The sequence below is a fragment of the Mesorhizobium subarcticum genome (assembly GCF_055456085.1).
Map to the genome: position 1 here is coordinate 1343710 of NZ_CM144237.1, position 12892 is coordinate 1356601.

Genomic DNA, 12892 nt, shown 5'->3' on the forward strand with positions numbered 1-12892 from the left:
TTTATTTCATTCCTTCAAGCAATGCGGAGCGGTGTCGGTCCCCGTCAGCGGGGATTGCTGGACACCCAGAGATCCGGGTTTTCACCGGCCTCGCGGGCAAGCCGCTTCGCGCGTTCAGGGTCGCTTTTGACGAGGGCTGAAATCGCCGAGATATTGCGTTCGCCGGCCGCGTTGCGCTTGAACGGGTTTTCCCCGCCGTGCGCTGCGCCGCCTTCGATCGTGTCTTCCTTGAACATCGCCTCGCCGACCGCATGGAAAGCCCGTGCGATCTGAGGATCGGTCAGCGTGCCGTCAGGCAGAAGGATGCCCTTCGCCTTGTAGGCGTCGACCAGGCCAAGCTTCTTCAGCGCGCGGTTGGAAACTTCGAGCTTTTGCTTGAAGCCGTCGCTTTCCACCGGTCCCCAGTCCTTCACGAGTTCGGTGTGCGTGCTCTCGACCTGCTTGGCGAGTTCGGCTTGCGCCGCCTTCGCCTGCTCGGCCACATAGCCCACGTACTTATCGTGATAGGCCTGCGCCACCTTCGGCGTTGCGCCCGCATCGACCGCCCATTGCTTGGCCGCCGTTGCGAGTTCCGCCGAATAGGGGACGTTCTCAGGAAGCCCTTCCGGGCGCTTGAATTCCAGCTTGTCAGGCGATGTTACCGGCCGCATCGTCTCGGGAAGCTTGGAGTTGAATTTCTCCCACTCCTCCGCCGCTGCGTCGGCTGCGGGAACGCGCAGGCTCTCGCCCTGCATTCGTTCGAGTTCCGCATAGGAAGACAGCACCTTATCGATGCCGCTTTCCGGCTTGGTCCAGCCCTTGTTCTCAGCGAGCTTGCGGTTGCCTTCGGAAAGACCGTCAAACCAACTTTTGCCGGCTTCGGTGGTGGACCCGTTTTCCACCGTTGCCGCTGGCTTCTCCAGGTTGCCCGCCGGCGTTTCCGCCACGGACCCAGCTGCTGCCAAATCTGTCATGAGAGAATGTTCCTTCGATTGGGCGGCTCACCCAGCCGCAGGGCCGTTAGACGTTGTCGCCCCAGTTTTCATGCAGGAGCGTGATGGTGCCGGTGATCGCCAGCACGCCGTCGGCATCGATGTCGGTGCCGGTGGCGAAGGCGAGGTTCAGGAAGAGGTCAACGGCGGTTGTGGTGCCGTCGAGCGTGGCAGCAGCAACCACATCAGCCGTCGATGCCGTCGACAGTGCTGCAGCGGCCCCGTCCAGCGTGCGAGCCGTCGAGGCGATGACGTTGACCATCGTGCCGGCCAGCGTGGCGCTGGACGCCGCAGCGGAGCCAAGGGACCATGTCAGCGCAGCGTTGTCATTGATCGTGCTGGCGCGAACGCCGAGAACGGCAAACTGCAGCCTTGCGGTGCCGCCCTTGATGCGGACCTTACCGTCGAGGAAGTCGAAGATCTTGAGCGAGGCATAAGCCAGAGCGTCGGTAACCGGCACCTGCATGCCGTTGAAGGTAAAGACGGTCCGATAGGTGCCGCCTCCGCCTGTGGTCTCAGCCTTCAGGCCGGCGACCGGGGGATGAGTGCCAGCTTCACGCGCAGCGGCGCGCGCAAGGGTTCGCGGAAGTCCACGTGCCATAACAATATTCCTTCATTCTGGGGAGGGATTGATCGGCTGGACCCGCCGCGGGCAGAAACTACTGTTCGAGTCGCGCAGCGCGTTCGAGCGCGATCAACTGATCATCGGTCAGCGTCAGGAATCGCATGATGTGCTGCACGACTTCAGCCCGGGCATTCGACAGAGCGCTGTGGAGTTCGAAGCCGTGCGGCGACTTGGTGTCTGCCATCCACTGGCCGTATGAAGGCCGGCGGTAATAGCCAACCGTCGCGACCAGATCGGCCAGCACCATTTCGCCCTCTTGCCCGGAGAAGACGCGGAGATAAGCCTTGGTCAGCGCGTCCTGTGCCTTGGCAGGGCCGCCGGCTTGCTTGGAGTAAGCGAAGCGCTTCTCGGTCATTGCTGCGCACCCTGCGGAGCGGCTTGCCCGCCTTGCGGCATCATGCCTTGCAGTTGATCGAGTAGACCGCTGTCACGCGCCTGCACCGCTGCTGGCACCGCGTCCTTGGCGACACTGGCCGCTGCTGCAATGCCCGCCATGCCTTTCTGCGCTTGCGCGGCTTTGGCCTTGGTATCGCGGATGGCGGCGATATCGTCCTGGCTGCGGAAGATGCGTTGCGGGCTGCGGCCGGCGCCGTGGATGACGCGCAGCGCTTCCTCGCCGTCGATCGTGTCCATCACTTCCGGCTGGAACTGTGCGATCTGGCCGGCGGCTTGAAGCACCTGCATCGTGTCTTTCGCCTCGGCGGAGCGACGCAGCACGTCGAGCGGGCTGGTGAAGGTCGGACGCACCTGCTTGCCGGCCAAGCTCTCAGGCGGCAGGAAGCGGCTGTCCTGATCGTAGAGGCCCTTGTCTTCGAGAATGCCGAGTTCGCGATCGAGGTTCGTCGCAAAGCCGGCCTGGATGATCGAGCCCGAGGGACCGAGCAGCGATGCCTTCTCCTCGTTTCGGATCAGCGCTTCAGTTGCCGTCATCTGCGGGTTTTGCACGAGCACCTGAAACAGGTTCACGAACATCATATCCCGGACTTCATCGGCGCGCGTCTTGGCATAGTCGAATGCGAATGTCGGATTGGCGCCGGTGTTGATCGGCACAATTTGCGGCCGGCCCTGGTTGTCCAGCACGCCTTCATAATTCTGGCCGGGATTGAGCACCGGGATAAAGTCAAGGCGCGCGGCCGAAGCCGTCGGCGGATCAGTGATCTGTTGCAGTGCGCGGAGACCAGAGCGCCGCACCGCGTTCTCTTCCTTCACCGTCACCAGCGCCTCGATGGTCGGCGAGATGCCGTAAGGATCGCTTTCGTAGCGGCGCCAGCTGAATGTCGAGACTGGGAAGGTGCGAAAGCCGCTTTCCTTCACGATTGTCTCTTCCTCCTCGACCAAGTGGTAGGAGGCGAAGGCCGTGTCGAGATAGTCGTATCGGCCGGCGAGATTGTACATCTTGCGCTCATCGCGCGGCTGGATGCACTGGATGAGCGAGATCTTCGTGTCGCACTTCGTCGGATCGTCGACCAGCGTCTTGATCTTGGGCGGCAGTTTCTCATAGCCAAGCAGCTGCGCAGCCTGGCGCGCGGTGCGCTCATACCGACGATGGAAGGTGTCGACAATGCCCCAGCGGTTGCGCGACAGATAGCCCTCGACCACCGGAATGGACGCGTAGCGGATCAGGGTCGAGCCGAAGCCCTCTTCAGCGTAGAGATAGGCCGGCCCATAGCGGACCACGTTGCGCAGGCAGGCCTGTGTCGCTGGCACAAAGTTCGAGTTCGCCGAGTAGCGCAGCGAGAACAGGAAGTCGCGCAGGCTTTCGGCCCATTCCTTTTCGTCGTCGGTTTCTTCGTCGTTCATAGCGGCGGTCGACAGACCATGCCACTTTTCCGATTGGGGGATGATCAGGCTCTCCAGACCAGCAGCGAGCCGGTTGGCAGCGCTGTTGATCGTGTTTGCATAGACCCGAGAGCCGCGACGCTCTTGACGCTCTGCCTGGCTGTCACGACCGGGGACAGACGTACGCCGGCCGCTCCAGACGTCGGGCGCATCGGGGTCGCAGAATTCCGCGACTTGCTCCCACACCGTCTCATAGGCCGAGCGCTCAGTCTCAAGGTCGGACTGGCGAGACAGGATATCGTGCGCGCGGGAATCGCTCATTCAGGTCTTCCGCTTGATGCGATGTGCAATGGCGCGCCAGATCGCCCAGGCGCGGCCGGCACGATCGCGGAACGTTCGTTTCATCGCGCCCATGGTCAGACGCCCAGCAGAACGCGCTTCTGCCCCACGAGGGCAGTCGGATCGAGATCGGTCTTGACCGTGTTGGCCGTGCCGTCATTGGTCTTGAGCGCAGCCTGGACAGCGTCGGCGCGTGCTTGCACGTCCTTGTCCTGCGCGGTCGGCGTCGGCGGCAACGGCTTCAGCTCAGGCGGCTTCTGAAATAGGCACATCGTTGGCTCCTTCCGAGGTTGATTGCAGGGATTGCCTCGAATGACTCGCAATCCGATTGTCGGTTGCGTACATAAGGTGTGTCGCTAGCCACTGAACGGGCGCTGGCGCTTGAGAGTGTCGATCGTGCTCCCGCCCCGCGGGAGCTATAAGATGGACATTGAAATCACCCAATCGACTGTCATCGGCATACCGGCTTATGAGGGCCACTGTCAGTCAGAATTCCGAAATGCACTGTTGCGGAAGATGAGCGCGGAGGATTTCGCGCTGATTGCACGAGATTTGCATCCGGTGGCCATGCCGCTGAGAATGCCGCTTGTAACCCCCGACGTGCCGATTGAAGCCGTCTACTTTATCGAGCGAGGCATTGCATCCATTGTTGCCCGCACGTCCGGTGGACGCGAGGCCGAGATCGGATTCATCGGCTATGAAGGAATGACTGGGACTTCGCTGGTGATGGACGACGACCGCTCGCCACTTGCCTGTTTTGCGCAACTTGAAGGCCAAGCGATGCGGATCGACGCACGCAGGTTCACCGATGCCCTTAGGGCCAGCCCCACATTGCGATTATTCCTGTTAGGCTTCGTCAATTCTCTTCAGGTCCAGACCGGGTGCACCGCGCTTGTCAATGTTCGCGCGAGGTTAGCGCCTCGTTTGGCACGGTGGTTGCTGATGTGCGACGACCGTGTGGCCGGCGTGCGGTTTTCCATTACGCACGAGTTTCTCGCCATTATGTTGGGGGTAAGACGGCCAGGCGTTACGGTTGCCCTTCAGGGACTGGAAGGTCTTGGCCTGATCCGGTCGCGCCGTAATCAGGTCATCATAGTGGATCGCCCTGGACTGATTGCGCTAGCCAATGGCGGATATGGTGTGCCGGAAGCCGAGTATGTGAGACTTCTCGGAGAAATAGGTTAAGCGTTGAACGCCCTGGATCGGTGGATAGACCGGACTAGATAAACGCGCGGCGCTGCTATCTCCACGTCTCCCTTGTCCAATCGAACAGGATGAAATCTTCGCCGCCCTTGCCGTAGGCAGGTAAGCGGCAGCGTTCCGTTGCGCCGAGGCGATGCAGCCAGCGCAGCGCCAGGTCATTCGATGCCGAGGCCCGAGCCTCGACCCGCCATGCACCTTGCGCAGCGACGTCAGGGCCGAGCACCTGCCAGAAGAATTGCGTTATCCGAGGAACGCAGCGCTTCATGCGCCGAGTGCCCCATGACCAGGCGATCCAGAGGCCAGACCGCAGTTCCGCCGCGCCGAAGGCTGCTTCCGGGTTGCCGTCGATCTCGACCACATAGGCCGGCCCCTGCATGGCATGCAGCGCCAGCGATTCCGGCGACCACTCGTCGAGCTGACAGTCGATCTCTGCCCTGTCTTCCGGCCGAAGGTTTGCGGCGATGTAGGACAGGTCGCGGATGTTGCCACCAACGATACGAACAGTCATGCTTGCGGAAGCATCTTAGTTGAAGGTTCCATGCGACGCCTTGTGATCGACTTCACACCAGAAGAATTCCTCAAGGCGGACGAATACTGTCGGGAGAGCAGGCGATTCGACCTTCGAAAATTTCCCAATCAAGAGCTTTACGATCCAATTGTCCGCGCCGAGTTCATTGACCTTGGGAGACCCAACAAGGGCTACTTCTTGACCGTTCGTTATCTGTTGATAAGTGGAACAGTGGTCGAATGTGACAGCCCTCCCAGTTCCTAGCCGCGCCGGGCACGACCAGTTTCGTTCCCAGAAAACTCACCGGTAGTCAGCGAGCGGATCACTCTGGCTGCCAATTAACTGCTTAGCCTCGATAGGCTCAATCTCGTCGACATCACTGAACGGAGAACCGAGCGGCTTGCCGGGCTCACGCACGGCGGGCCGCTCTTGAAGCACCATGCCGCTGGCCACGTCGATCAGGACATAGTTGCCTGTCCCAGGGCTGAAACGTTGGACGCGAGCGCTCATCGATACCCTGCCAGCGGATCGGATTGCACGTTGCTGCGGCGAGCAGCCTTGAACTCAGCAGGATCGACCAACGCTTCACGGATCATCATGACGCCGTAGCGCGTCGCCGACATCAGATCGTCCCGCAGCTTTACGACTTCGCCGTCTTTGCGGTGGTACAGCCTGAATTCCTCGAACCAATCGAGCAAGGTGTTAAAGACCCGAAGACGGCCCGACTGCATCCTATCGAGCATGTCCATCAGGCCCGCCTCGACGGAGACGGACTTGTCTGGGAACTGCGCCCAGGTCGGCAGCATGTTCAGCCCAGCATCGGCATATTGCTTGGCTAGCGCTACGCCCGCACCTTCCAGCGTGTCGCGTCGCCCGTCCTTCGGCCATGACCACGGCAACCATGCGCCCCACGGCTTGAGCGTGATGGCCTGCATGGCTGGCGTCTGTTGCGATGCGCGATGCGCCTTGGTGACATAGATCACGTCGGCCTCAGTATCCCATGCCAATTCGACCGCGGCTGAAGGATGGTCCCATCCGAAGTCGAGAGCGCCGAGACGCGGCCAGAAGCGTGGCAGGGGGAACGGCTCACAGCCCACGATCTCCTCACCAACAGGGAAGATGCGCCCAGAGCCCAGCACCGGGATGCCTTTTGCCCTGGCTTCACGCTCATGCTCAGGATAGGCGGCGATGATCTCAGCGCGCTGCGCAGGCGTGTAGTGCTCGGCATCATCGATGGTCATGAAGGTGACGTGACGGCTCATTGCTTGCTCTTCACCATGTGGTTGACCTGATCGGCCGTGAGGAACATCAGCACCACTTCAGACATGCCGAGCAGCGGCGTGAAGGTTATCATCGTGATGCCGCCGGTTGCGTTCGTACGCGTCAGACCTTCGCTGTAGATATCCGGGGGCGGCTCCTCATCGAACCACACACCGTCAAGCGTCGGCCCCTGCCACTTCTCCCGGCCCTTCTCGTAGGATTTGAAGCCGAGGATCGAGCGACCGGACTGGACGTCACCACCACCGCCATGCTTGACCACTATGCTATCAAGCGCATTAGGAATGCCGCGCGCCAGATAGGTTTCGGCGAACGCGTCACCCGGGATCATGCCGGTTCCCCAAGCGTCTTTGCGCTCAGGCTGACCGATCAGCATCTTTTGCACAGTGTCGCGTGTGGATTCGCCGGTGAGACCAGCAGCCCACATCGCCACCGGCTTGTCGAAAACCTTGCCCTTCCACCAGTCAGGATATCGCCCGGTGAGATGCATTGCCCATTCAGCGCCGCCGGCCAGCGTCTTACCCAACTGGTTGCCGGCCATGAACAGCCGCTCACGATTGGTTGCGCCGGCTTCGTGGAATTGGCGCTGCTTGGAATATGGCTGATAGCCGAGGAGCCTATTCCTCGCCTTCCGCCTTGCCCGCTCCTCCAGGAGCTGCGCCAGTTCCTGCTTTTCCGAGTAGCTCAGCGATGCGAGCATCTATCGCCTCTTCCGATACCGTGTTCAGCGTGCCCGCGACATTCAGGTCCAGCTTCTCGCCATACTTCTTCGGATCCAGCTTGGCCGCCGCCCACTTGCGCGTGTCGACGCGGAGCTTCGAGCGCTGGACGTGCTCGGAGTTGAACGCCTCATAGGTCGATCCGTCGGGATTGGTCTTCGTCGAATAGTCCTGCGACCCGTCGTCGGCGATCTCGATTGTTTCGTCGAAGAGCTCGTCAGCCTGAATCGCGCGGGCGCACGCGTACTGGTCGCGAAACGCCTGGTGGACGGCGAGCCACCGACAGACCGTTGCCTTATCGGGCATATCGTCAGCAAGGCAGATTTTGCGGAGGCTCTTGCCGTCGGCGAGGAGTTCGCAAATCTTGTCTGCCATCGCTGGCGAATAGTCCGTCGGTCGCGCCATCGCGTGTTAGCTCACTCTGCCGGCTTATCGGGATCGGCAGGCGGATCAGCCGCAGGATCGTCAGCGACGGGCTTTTCCTTCGCCTTGACGCGCTTGTCCTTCGGTTCGGCCTTGGCAACGCCAACACCACGCTCACCGGTGCCGGGCGTGCCTTCAGGGAAGCCGAAGCCGGCAACCGGGCTGACAGGACCGCCGCGAACCATGCCGATCAGAACGCCGTCGGCGACCTTCTCGACCTTGCCGAAGCTTACCTGCGGCGCGGCACCCTCGATCTGGGCGATGTTCGAGACGACCTCCTGGCCGTCATCGTTCGGAATGATGGTTGCATATCGTGTAGACATTTCTCATTCTCCGTTGGGTAGGTAATTGACGGTGCGCCCGACATGGCGAATGCGAAGTACTACGTCTTCAAAGACGGTGATCGCTGGAAGGTCCGCTATGACGGAGAGGAATACCCGTACGTTTCGAATGTTGCCGCCGTCGTGGCGGCAATCAAAGGGGCGAAAGCAGCCGCGTCGCGTGGCCACGACGCAGAGGTCCTTGTCCAAGGTATCGACGACAAGTGGCGTACCGAGTGGCCGAGTGAGTAAAAGATCGGCGCTCTAGCTTCCCCGGTCCAAGGTTGCGGCCTTGCCCCGTCGGGCTCTTCTCAGGATCGAGCGAAAGGCTTTGGTTGCGTAGCCGAGATCAGCGCTGAAAAGTCGGGGCACGGCTTGGTCAACGTTAACCAATTGCCGCAGGGAAATGGATCTATCGAGCGTCTGCTTCGTTGTGGTGAATGGCCACCGTTCAACCGAATGATGAACTTCGCCGCCGCCATCGCCAGCGGGTATTGAAGGGCGCTGCTATAATTACCGGCATCCAGAATTCAGAAATCAGCTGCTCGATCAAAAATCAGCATGACGACGGTGCCGAACTTCGAGTCGCGGCGGATGCGCGAGTGCCAGAGCACTTTCTGCTTTATGTACCGACGGATGGCGTTGCCTATCGTTGCGAGGTTCGGTGGCGGCGCAACGATCGCGTCGGGGTAAAGTTCACCGGCACCGAGCCAAAGCCAAAACTGCATTACGGCTGAGGATATGACTTCTTCCGGGGTCAGGGTGGCGATTGTGCCCCTCATCGCCCCGGCGGGTGACTGTGAAAGCCCCGCGCAGACAGGCGTATCGCCAAATCAGATCGTAGGAACCTATTCCTTTTTGGCGATCTTTGCAACAGGCCCGGAGGCAACAACCTTGCCGCCGAACATGTCCAGCAGGACGCGCACGCTGTTGACACTTTTGGCCGTCAACATCTCCCCGTCGGCGCCGGTGAAGACCCCTTCCATGACCTTCACACCTTCGCCCGGTTTCAACCGCAGCCCATGCTCACGCATCTTGTCGAAGACGCCTTTCTCCTCCGCATCGCGGATGCCCTTGATGTCCTCGCCAGAGATCGGCACCGGCTTGCCTTCGATGTCGCAGAGCACGCCGTTACGGACCAGGCCATCGCAACTGTTAAGGGCTCCCCACTTCACGTCGTGAGCCGGCGTGAAGACGTAGCCGAGGAACAGCGGGAAGTTCTTCACGAGCCAAGCCTTGGTCCGGTGATGCCGGTACTCGTGGCGGTACTGCGGGATGTAGACCGGGATTCCCAGGCGTTGCATCTCGGTAACGGCGCGGTACTCGCCGCCGGGCTTCGTCTGTACCGCCAGCCAGGCGGGCAGCTTAGTCTTCGTCTGTGCGTTCATGGTGCAGGTCCTCGCTGGTCGGCTCGTTGTCCATTGTTGGCGTCATCCGCTACGCTCCATCGGTCGCCCTCTTAGGGCTCCCATAATCCCGGCCCCCTTCCCCTCCAGACACACTTCGCCCGTCCAGGACGAAGCGTGACGCGATTCCGTGCCAGGTGGGACGGGGTCTCGCGCACATCTGGATACGTGATTGCCTCTTTGAGGCTCGAGCCGGGGTTACCCTGTCGGCCCTACACGCGCATCGCTTGGCAGCGGCACCCCTCGAAGACCATCCAGACGATCAGGGAGAGGCTGCACCTCCTTTCGGGGTGCGTCCTGTGTGAGTAAGGGTGCCTCTGCGATCGGGTCCGGTCTCGTATCCCGGTAATCCCCGCCACGGTCGCCGTGGTCTCAGTGCAGAATATGTTGTCGCTGTTATCGGCGCGACGCACGGCTTTACCAGACCGCTTCCCGGAGGCAGGCTCAGGCAAATACGCCGCCGCTTGCATCGGCCATTGGCACCTTTCGGCCTTGAGTTTTCTACAAGGTCGCCTCCCGCAGAAAGTTGGACACGAGGCGCTGCACGGCAAAGATGCCGTCTCTCAGATGCACGTCGTTCAAGTCGTCACCGACGAGAGGCGGCATCAGGTAGGGAATGTCGGCCTGATAGGCGAAATATTCCCCCGTGCCGATCCCGCCATATTGAGGCAGTGGCTTGTCGTTGTCGGTCAGGATTGCGCGGCGTGCTTTCACAGTGCGCGACACCGCCAGGACATTGGAGGCCGAGAAGCACACCAGCACGCCGTCGTTGCGGTGCAGGGACTTGACCGCCGAACGAAGCGTTAGGCCTGTGGCATATCCCTCGCACAGCCAGGTGAATGCGCCGCTGGCGATGCGGTGGTGAGCTTGCTCCATCTCACCGCCAGCAAGGAATTTTTTTGTCCCGTCTTCCCAGATTAGTTGCAGGCTCGACACCCGAGCGCCGATCCGGGCGGGAATCAGAAGCGCTCGTTCGCCGCCGCCGTCCGGCATGAGGTAGGCGCCATATTCCCCACCGATCTCCCGCACGGAAGCGGCAGCGATCACCAGTGCCCGCTCATGAGGGAAGCCCTTGCCCGCCAGGTAAGGATGCTGCGCCGGTGAAGCGCGACCGATCATCGCCATAGCCTTGTCGGCCGCCGTGATTGCGCGCTGGCGCTTCTTCTGGTTTGCGACCTTGATTCTTTGGGAAATCTCGCGCCGCTCGGCCGTGGAGAATGCCTCCTTCAGGCCGACCGTCACCTTTTCACCCGTCTGCCAGTTCCACGCCGTCACATGCATATCGTTGACGATCAGGCGGCCGTCACCTTTGCCCGACTTTCCCGACATCGTGTCCGTTTTCAGCCAGCGACCGAAACCGGCGATCTTTGGCGGGAGGATGCCGACTTGATCGCATGCCGAGGTGATCGCTTCATCGACCGTCATGCTGCCTTCCTCGACTTGCGGAAGCGCTTCGTCTCGCGATCGATCAACCCGTACTCATCGGGATGGACAGTGCTATGCTGGCATGCCGCATCGTAGAGCCCATAAGGCAGCTTGCTGCCCGGGTAGATGCCCGCCCAGATTCCGTATGCCCATTTCCGAGACGCATCTTCGCCGCGACGACCGTTGGCGAAGCAATAGGCCAACGCCGCGTTCCAAATCGCACGGGGGTTGCCGAGGCAGGCGACGCGCAGGCCCTTGCGCGGAGTGAAAGCATGCCGGTCGCTCAGGTCGAAATCGATCAGCGTTCCTTCAACGGTCTTGATCTCACCCCGGCGAGGCCGTTCCCACCCGCAGGAGAAACAAGCGATCGCCAGCGGCTCCAGCTGGAAGCCGCACCCGCCGCAGAAGTGCTTTGTCTTGACGCGCTCTACAGGCTCCCGCACTTCGCTGTCCTGCTTTTGCGCGGAGGACAGACTGTCAACGCCATATTCGTAGAGCCAGGCGGTTTGTTCAGCGAAGGCAATGCTGTTTCCCGAATGATCGAGCCACAGCCCGAATTCTTTGCCGTCCGCGATCCGCATCACCCGGCCCATTTCTTGGATGTGCGATGAGAAGGACTTGCGATATGGCCGGCAGGATATGCCGCACAGCACGTCGGGAACGTCGAAACCCTTGGTCAGCACCGCACACGACACGAGGCCGTGAATTGCACTGTCAGGCTTGCGAAACTCTTCAATCTTTTCGCGCCGCTCACTATCCGACGCGTCGAGATAGGAAAGCTGCTGAAAGTTGTAACCAGCGTCGGCGAACTGCTGGCAAAGCTCGGCACCGTGCGCGACCGATGGCGAGAAGACGATTGTTTTGACCGGCCGCCCGAAAAACTTCTGGGTCTGTTCGATCCAAGTCTGCACGACATCGCCAATGATGGTGATGCCGCGCTCGCCAGCGTCGTCTTCGTCGTACTCGCCTGTGAATTTCTTTTTGGCGCCGACCATGTCTGGCGAAACGCAGGCTTTGACCCGAAGCGGCGTCAGCCATTTTTCGCGCAGTAGCTGGTTGACAGTCGCGCCGTTGACGAGCCCGTCCCAGTGGTCCGCCATGCCGGCCGTGAAGGGCGTCGCGGTCAAGCCGATGACCTTGGCCTTTTGCGCGCGCTCGATCAGGTCAAGGATCGCTTGGTATTCGCAATGCGCTTCGTCAACGACGATCAGATCTGGCAGCGCGCTATCTTCGTAGATACGGCGTGCGACGGTTTGCGCGGAAGCGAGCTGCACTGGCTTCTCTGGCGCCGTCAGCCAGTGGTCAGCCTGGATGACGCCGTGGTCAATGCCGTACTTCCCGAACCGCACGCTGGTCTGGTCGATCAGGTTCACCCGATCGACGATGAACCATGCCGTTGCTCTCTTGGTCTGGCTTTGCTGGATGATATGCGCCGCGCACTCGGTCTTGCCGAACGCGGTTGGCGCTACCAGGATTTGCCGACGCGCACCGGTGCGGATGCCCTCGCGGAGACGTTCCACCGCGCTGATCTGGTGTGGCCGCAGGATGATTTCTTCGTGGATCGGAAGAAGCGCGTTCATGCAGCTGCCCTCGGCGCTTCGTCGATCATGCGCCCGCATGTCGTCAGGAACCACGACCAGTCGATATCGGTGACGCCGGCCGGCTTGGTCTTGCCCAGGTAGCGCGCGAACTGCTCTGCCCATTCCCGAGGCGTGCAGCTATCATATTCGATGATTGCCGCTCGTTCCTCGAAGGCCACGTTCTCATCCGACTTGAGATACTCGGCGATCGCCTTGGCGTTTTTGGCGATGTAGACGCCGGCAGACGCAGGTAGCTTCTGCCTGTTCACGACGCGAAGAGTATTTCCTTCGAGCACGATGTTCGCGCCGAAGGACC

Annotated in this window: 18 protein-coding genes; 3 read left to right on the top strand and 15 right to left on the bottom strand. The window is 61.1% G+C overall.

The features are described from left to right. Positions 1 to 44: 44 nt before the first annotated feature. From ACZYHG_RS06325 to ACZYHG_RS06345, 5 genes are all read right to left on the bottom strand, one after another. A complete protein-coding gene (locus ACZYHG_RS06325) occupies positions 45 to 953 on the bottom strand; it encodes a hypothetical protein (protein ID WP_464613031.1) in 909 nt (302 codons plus the stop codon). Positions 954 to 999: 46 nt separating this feature from the next. After that, complete coding sequence (locus tag ACZYHG_RS06330) at positions 1000 to 1572, bottom strand: hypothetical protein (protein WP_464613032.1); 573 nt, start codon at positions 1570 to 1572, stop codon at positions 1000 to 1002. 58 nt (positions 1573 to 1630) lie between these two features. Then, entirely contained in the window at positions 1631 to 1951 is a 321-nt protein-coding gene (locus ACZYHG_RS06335; protein ID WP_464613033.1) for a Bbp19 family protein, read from the bottom strand. Next, complete coding sequence (locus ACZYHG_RS06340; RefSeq protein WP_464613034.1) at positions 1948 to 3696, bottom strand: portal protein; 1749 nt, start codon at positions 3694 to 3696, stop codon at positions 1948 to 1950. Before ACZYHG_RS06340 ends, ACZYHG_RS06335 begins: the two co-directional genes overlap by 4 nt. 95 nt (positions 3697 to 3791) lie before the next feature. Beyond that, on the bottom strand, positions 3792 to 3986 hold the full coding sequence (locus ACZYHG_RS06345) for a hypothetical protein (protein ID WP_464613035.1): 195 nt from the start codon (positions 3984 to 3986) through the stop codon (positions 3792 to 3794). A 244-nt stretch (positions 3987 to 4230) separates the two neighbouring features. Between ACZYHG_RS06345 and ACZYHG_RS06350 the strand changes: the two genes are divergently transcribed. Then, entirely contained in the window at positions 4231 to 4899 is a 669-nt protein-coding gene (locus tag ACZYHG_RS06350; RefSeq protein WP_464614634.1) for a Crp/Fnr family transcriptional regulator, read from the top strand. Between the two features lie 55 nt (positions 4900 to 4954). Here ACZYHG_RS06350 and ACZYHG_RS06355 read toward each other — a convergent pair whose 3' ends face one another. From ACZYHG_RS06355 to ACZYHG_RS06380, 6 genes are all read right to left on the bottom strand, one after another. Then, a complete protein-coding gene (locus ACZYHG_RS06355; protein ID WP_464613036.1) occupies positions 4955 to 5425 on the bottom strand; it encodes a hypothetical protein in 471 nt (156 codons plus the stop codon). Between the two features lie 300 nt (positions 5426 to 5725). Continuing rightward, entirely contained in the window at positions 5726 to 5935 is a 210-nt protein-coding gene (locus ACZYHG_RS06360; RefSeq protein WP_464613037.1) for a hypothetical protein, read from the bottom strand. After that, positions 5932 to 6687: a phage terminase large subunit family protein gene (locus tag ACZYHG_RS06365; protein ID WP_464613038.1), complete on the bottom strand. Its 756-nt coding sequence runs from the start codon at positions 6685 to 6687 to the stop codon at positions 5932 to 5934. The genes ACZYHG_RS06360 and ACZYHG_RS06365 overlap by 4 nt, the downstream gene beginning before the upstream one ends. Further along, on the bottom strand, positions 6684 to 7244 hold the full coding sequence (locus ACZYHG_RS06370) for a terminase large subunit domain-containing protein (RefSeq protein WP_464613039.1): 561 nt from the start codon (positions 7242 to 7244) through the stop codon (positions 6684 to 6686). The genes ACZYHG_RS06365 and ACZYHG_RS06370 overlap by 4 nt, the downstream gene beginning before the upstream one ends. Before the next feature lie 76 nt (positions 7245 to 7320). Then, positions 7321 to 7797, bottom strand: a complete 477-nt coding sequence (locus ACZYHG_RS06375; RefSeq protein ID WP_464613040.1) for a terminase small subunit-like protein — start codon at positions 7795 to 7797, stop codon at positions 7321 to 7323. Positions 7798 to 7838: 41 nt separating this feature from the next. After that, entirely contained in the window at positions 7839 to 8168 is a 330-nt protein-coding gene (locus tag ACZYHG_RS06380; protein WP_464613041.1) for a hypothetical protein, read from the bottom strand. 42 nt (positions 8169 to 8210) lie between these two features. Here ACZYHG_RS06380 and ACZYHG_RS06385 point away from each other — a divergent pair, with 42 nt between their 5' ends. Beyond that, positions 8211 to 8417, top strand: coding sequence for a DUF2188 domain-containing protein (locus tag ACZYHG_RS06385; RefSeq protein ID WP_464613042.1), 207 nt, complete (start codon positions 8211 to 8213; stop codon positions 8415 to 8417). Positions 8418 to 8605: 188 nt separating this feature from the next. Next, on the top strand, positions 8606 to 8902 hold the full coding sequence (locus tag ACZYHG_RS06390; protein ID WP_464613043.1) for a PilZ domain-containing protein: 297 nt from the start codon (positions 8606 to 8608) through the stop codon (positions 8900 to 8902). A gap of 111 nt (positions 8903 to 9013) precedes the next feature. On the opposite strand, the gene nusG is transcribed toward ACZYHG_RS06390, so the two are convergent. The 4 genes from nusG to ACZYHG_RS06410 all read right to left on the bottom strand — a co-directional run bounded on the left by nusG (position 9014) and on the right by ACZYHG_RS06410 (position 12845). Beyond that, positions 9014 to 9553 (bottom strand): transcription termination/antitermination protein NusG, encoded by a 540-nt coding sequence (gene nusG, locus ACZYHG_RS06395; RefSeq protein ID WP_464613044.1) that lies wholly within the window; start codon positions 9551 to 9553, stop codon positions 9014 to 9016. Between the two features lie 519 nt (positions 9554 to 10072). Then, complete coding sequence (locus ACZYHG_RS06400; protein WP_464613045.1) at positions 10073 to 10996, bottom strand: hypothetical protein; 924 nt, start codon at positions 10994 to 10996, stop codon at positions 10073 to 10075. Continuing rightward, the gene (locus tag ACZYHG_RS06405; protein WP_464613046.1) at positions 10993 to 12576 is read right to left on the bottom strand and encodes a DEAD/DEAH box helicase; all 1584 of its coding nucleotides are present in this window, start codon (positions 12574 to 12576) and stop codon (positions 10993 to 10995) included. The genes ACZYHG_RS06400 and ACZYHG_RS06405 overlap by 4 nt, the downstream gene beginning before the upstream one ends. Then, complete coding sequence (locus ACZYHG_RS06410) at positions 12573 to 12845, bottom strand: hypothetical protein (RefSeq protein ID WP_464613047.1); 273 nt, start codon at positions 12843 to 12845, stop codon at positions 12573 to 12575. The genes ACZYHG_RS06405 and ACZYHG_RS06410 overlap by 4 nt, the downstream gene beginning before the upstream one ends. Positions 12846 to 12892 lie beyond the last annotated feature (47 nt).

Bases quoted from the DNA above. Each gene is read 5' to 3' on its own strand.
- ACZYHG_RS06385 (WP_464613042.1), top strand. From the start codon at position 8,211: ATGGCGAATGCGAAGTACTACGTCTTCAAAGACGGTGATCGCTGGAAG.
- ACZYHG_RS06345 (WP_464613035.1), bottom strand. From the start codon at position 3,986: ATGTGCCTATTTCAGAAGCCGCCTGAGCTGAAGCCGTTGCCGCCGACG.
- ACZYHG_RS06375 (WP_464613040.1), bottom strand. From the start codon at position 7,797: ATGGCAGACAAGATTTGCGAACTCCTCGCCGACGGCAAGAGCCTCCGC.
- ACZYHG_RS06350 (WP_464614634.1), top strand. From the start codon at position 4,231: ATGAGCGCGGAGGATTTCGCGCTGATTGCACGAGATTTGCATCCGGTG.
- ACZYHG_RS06335 (WP_464613033.1), bottom strand. From the start codon at position 1,951: ATGACCGAGAAGCGCTTCGCTTACTCCAAGCAAGCCGGCGGCCCTGCC.
- ACZYHG_RS06390 (WP_464613043.1), top strand. From the start codon at position 8,606: ATGGCCACCGTTCAACCGAATGATGAACTTCGCCGCCGCCATCGCCAG.
- ACZYHG_RS06365 (WP_464613038.1), bottom strand. From the start codon at position 6,687: ATGAGCCGTCACGTCACCTTCATGACCATCGATGATGCCGAGCACTAC.
- ACZYHG_RS06405 (WP_464613046.1), bottom strand. From the start codon at position 12,576: ATGAACGCGCTTCTTCCGATCCACGAAGAAATCATCCTGCGGCCACAC.
- ACZYHG_RS06360 (WP_464613037.1), bottom strand. From the start codon at position 5,935: ATGAGCGCTCGCGTCCAACGTTTCAGCCCTGGGACAGGCAACTATGTC.
- ACZYHG_RS06330 (WP_464613032.1), bottom strand. From the start codon at position 1,572: ATGGCACGTGGACTTCCGCGAACCCTTGCGCGCGCCGCTGCGCGTGAA.
- nusG (WP_464613044.1), bottom strand. From the start codon at position 9,553: ATGAACGCACAGACGAAGACTAAGCTGCCCGCCTGGCTGGCGGTACAG.
- ACZYHG_RS06380 (WP_464613041.1), bottom strand. From the start codon at position 8,168: ATGTCTACACGATATGCAACCATCATTCCGAACGATGACGGCCAGGAG.
- ACZYHG_RS06325 (WP_464613031.1), bottom strand. From the start codon at position 953: ATGACAGATTTGGCAGCAGCTGGGTCCGTGGCGGAAACGCCGGCGGGC.
- ACZYHG_RS06370 (WP_464613039.1), bottom strand. From the start codon at position 7,244: ATGGCCGGCAACCAGTTGGGTAAGACGCTGGCCGGCGGCGCTGAATGG.
- ACZYHG_RS06340 (WP_464613034.1), bottom strand. From the start codon at position 3,696: ATGAGCGATTCCCGCGCGCACGATATCCTGTCTCGCCAGTCCGACCTT.
- ACZYHG_RS06400 (WP_464613045.1), bottom strand. From the start codon at position 10,996: ATGACGGTCGATGAAGCGATCACCTCGGCATGCGATCAAGTCGGCATC.
- ACZYHG_RS06355 (WP_464613036.1), bottom strand. From the start codon at position 5,425: ATGACTGTTCGTATCGTTGGTGGCAACATCCGCGACCTGTCCTACATC.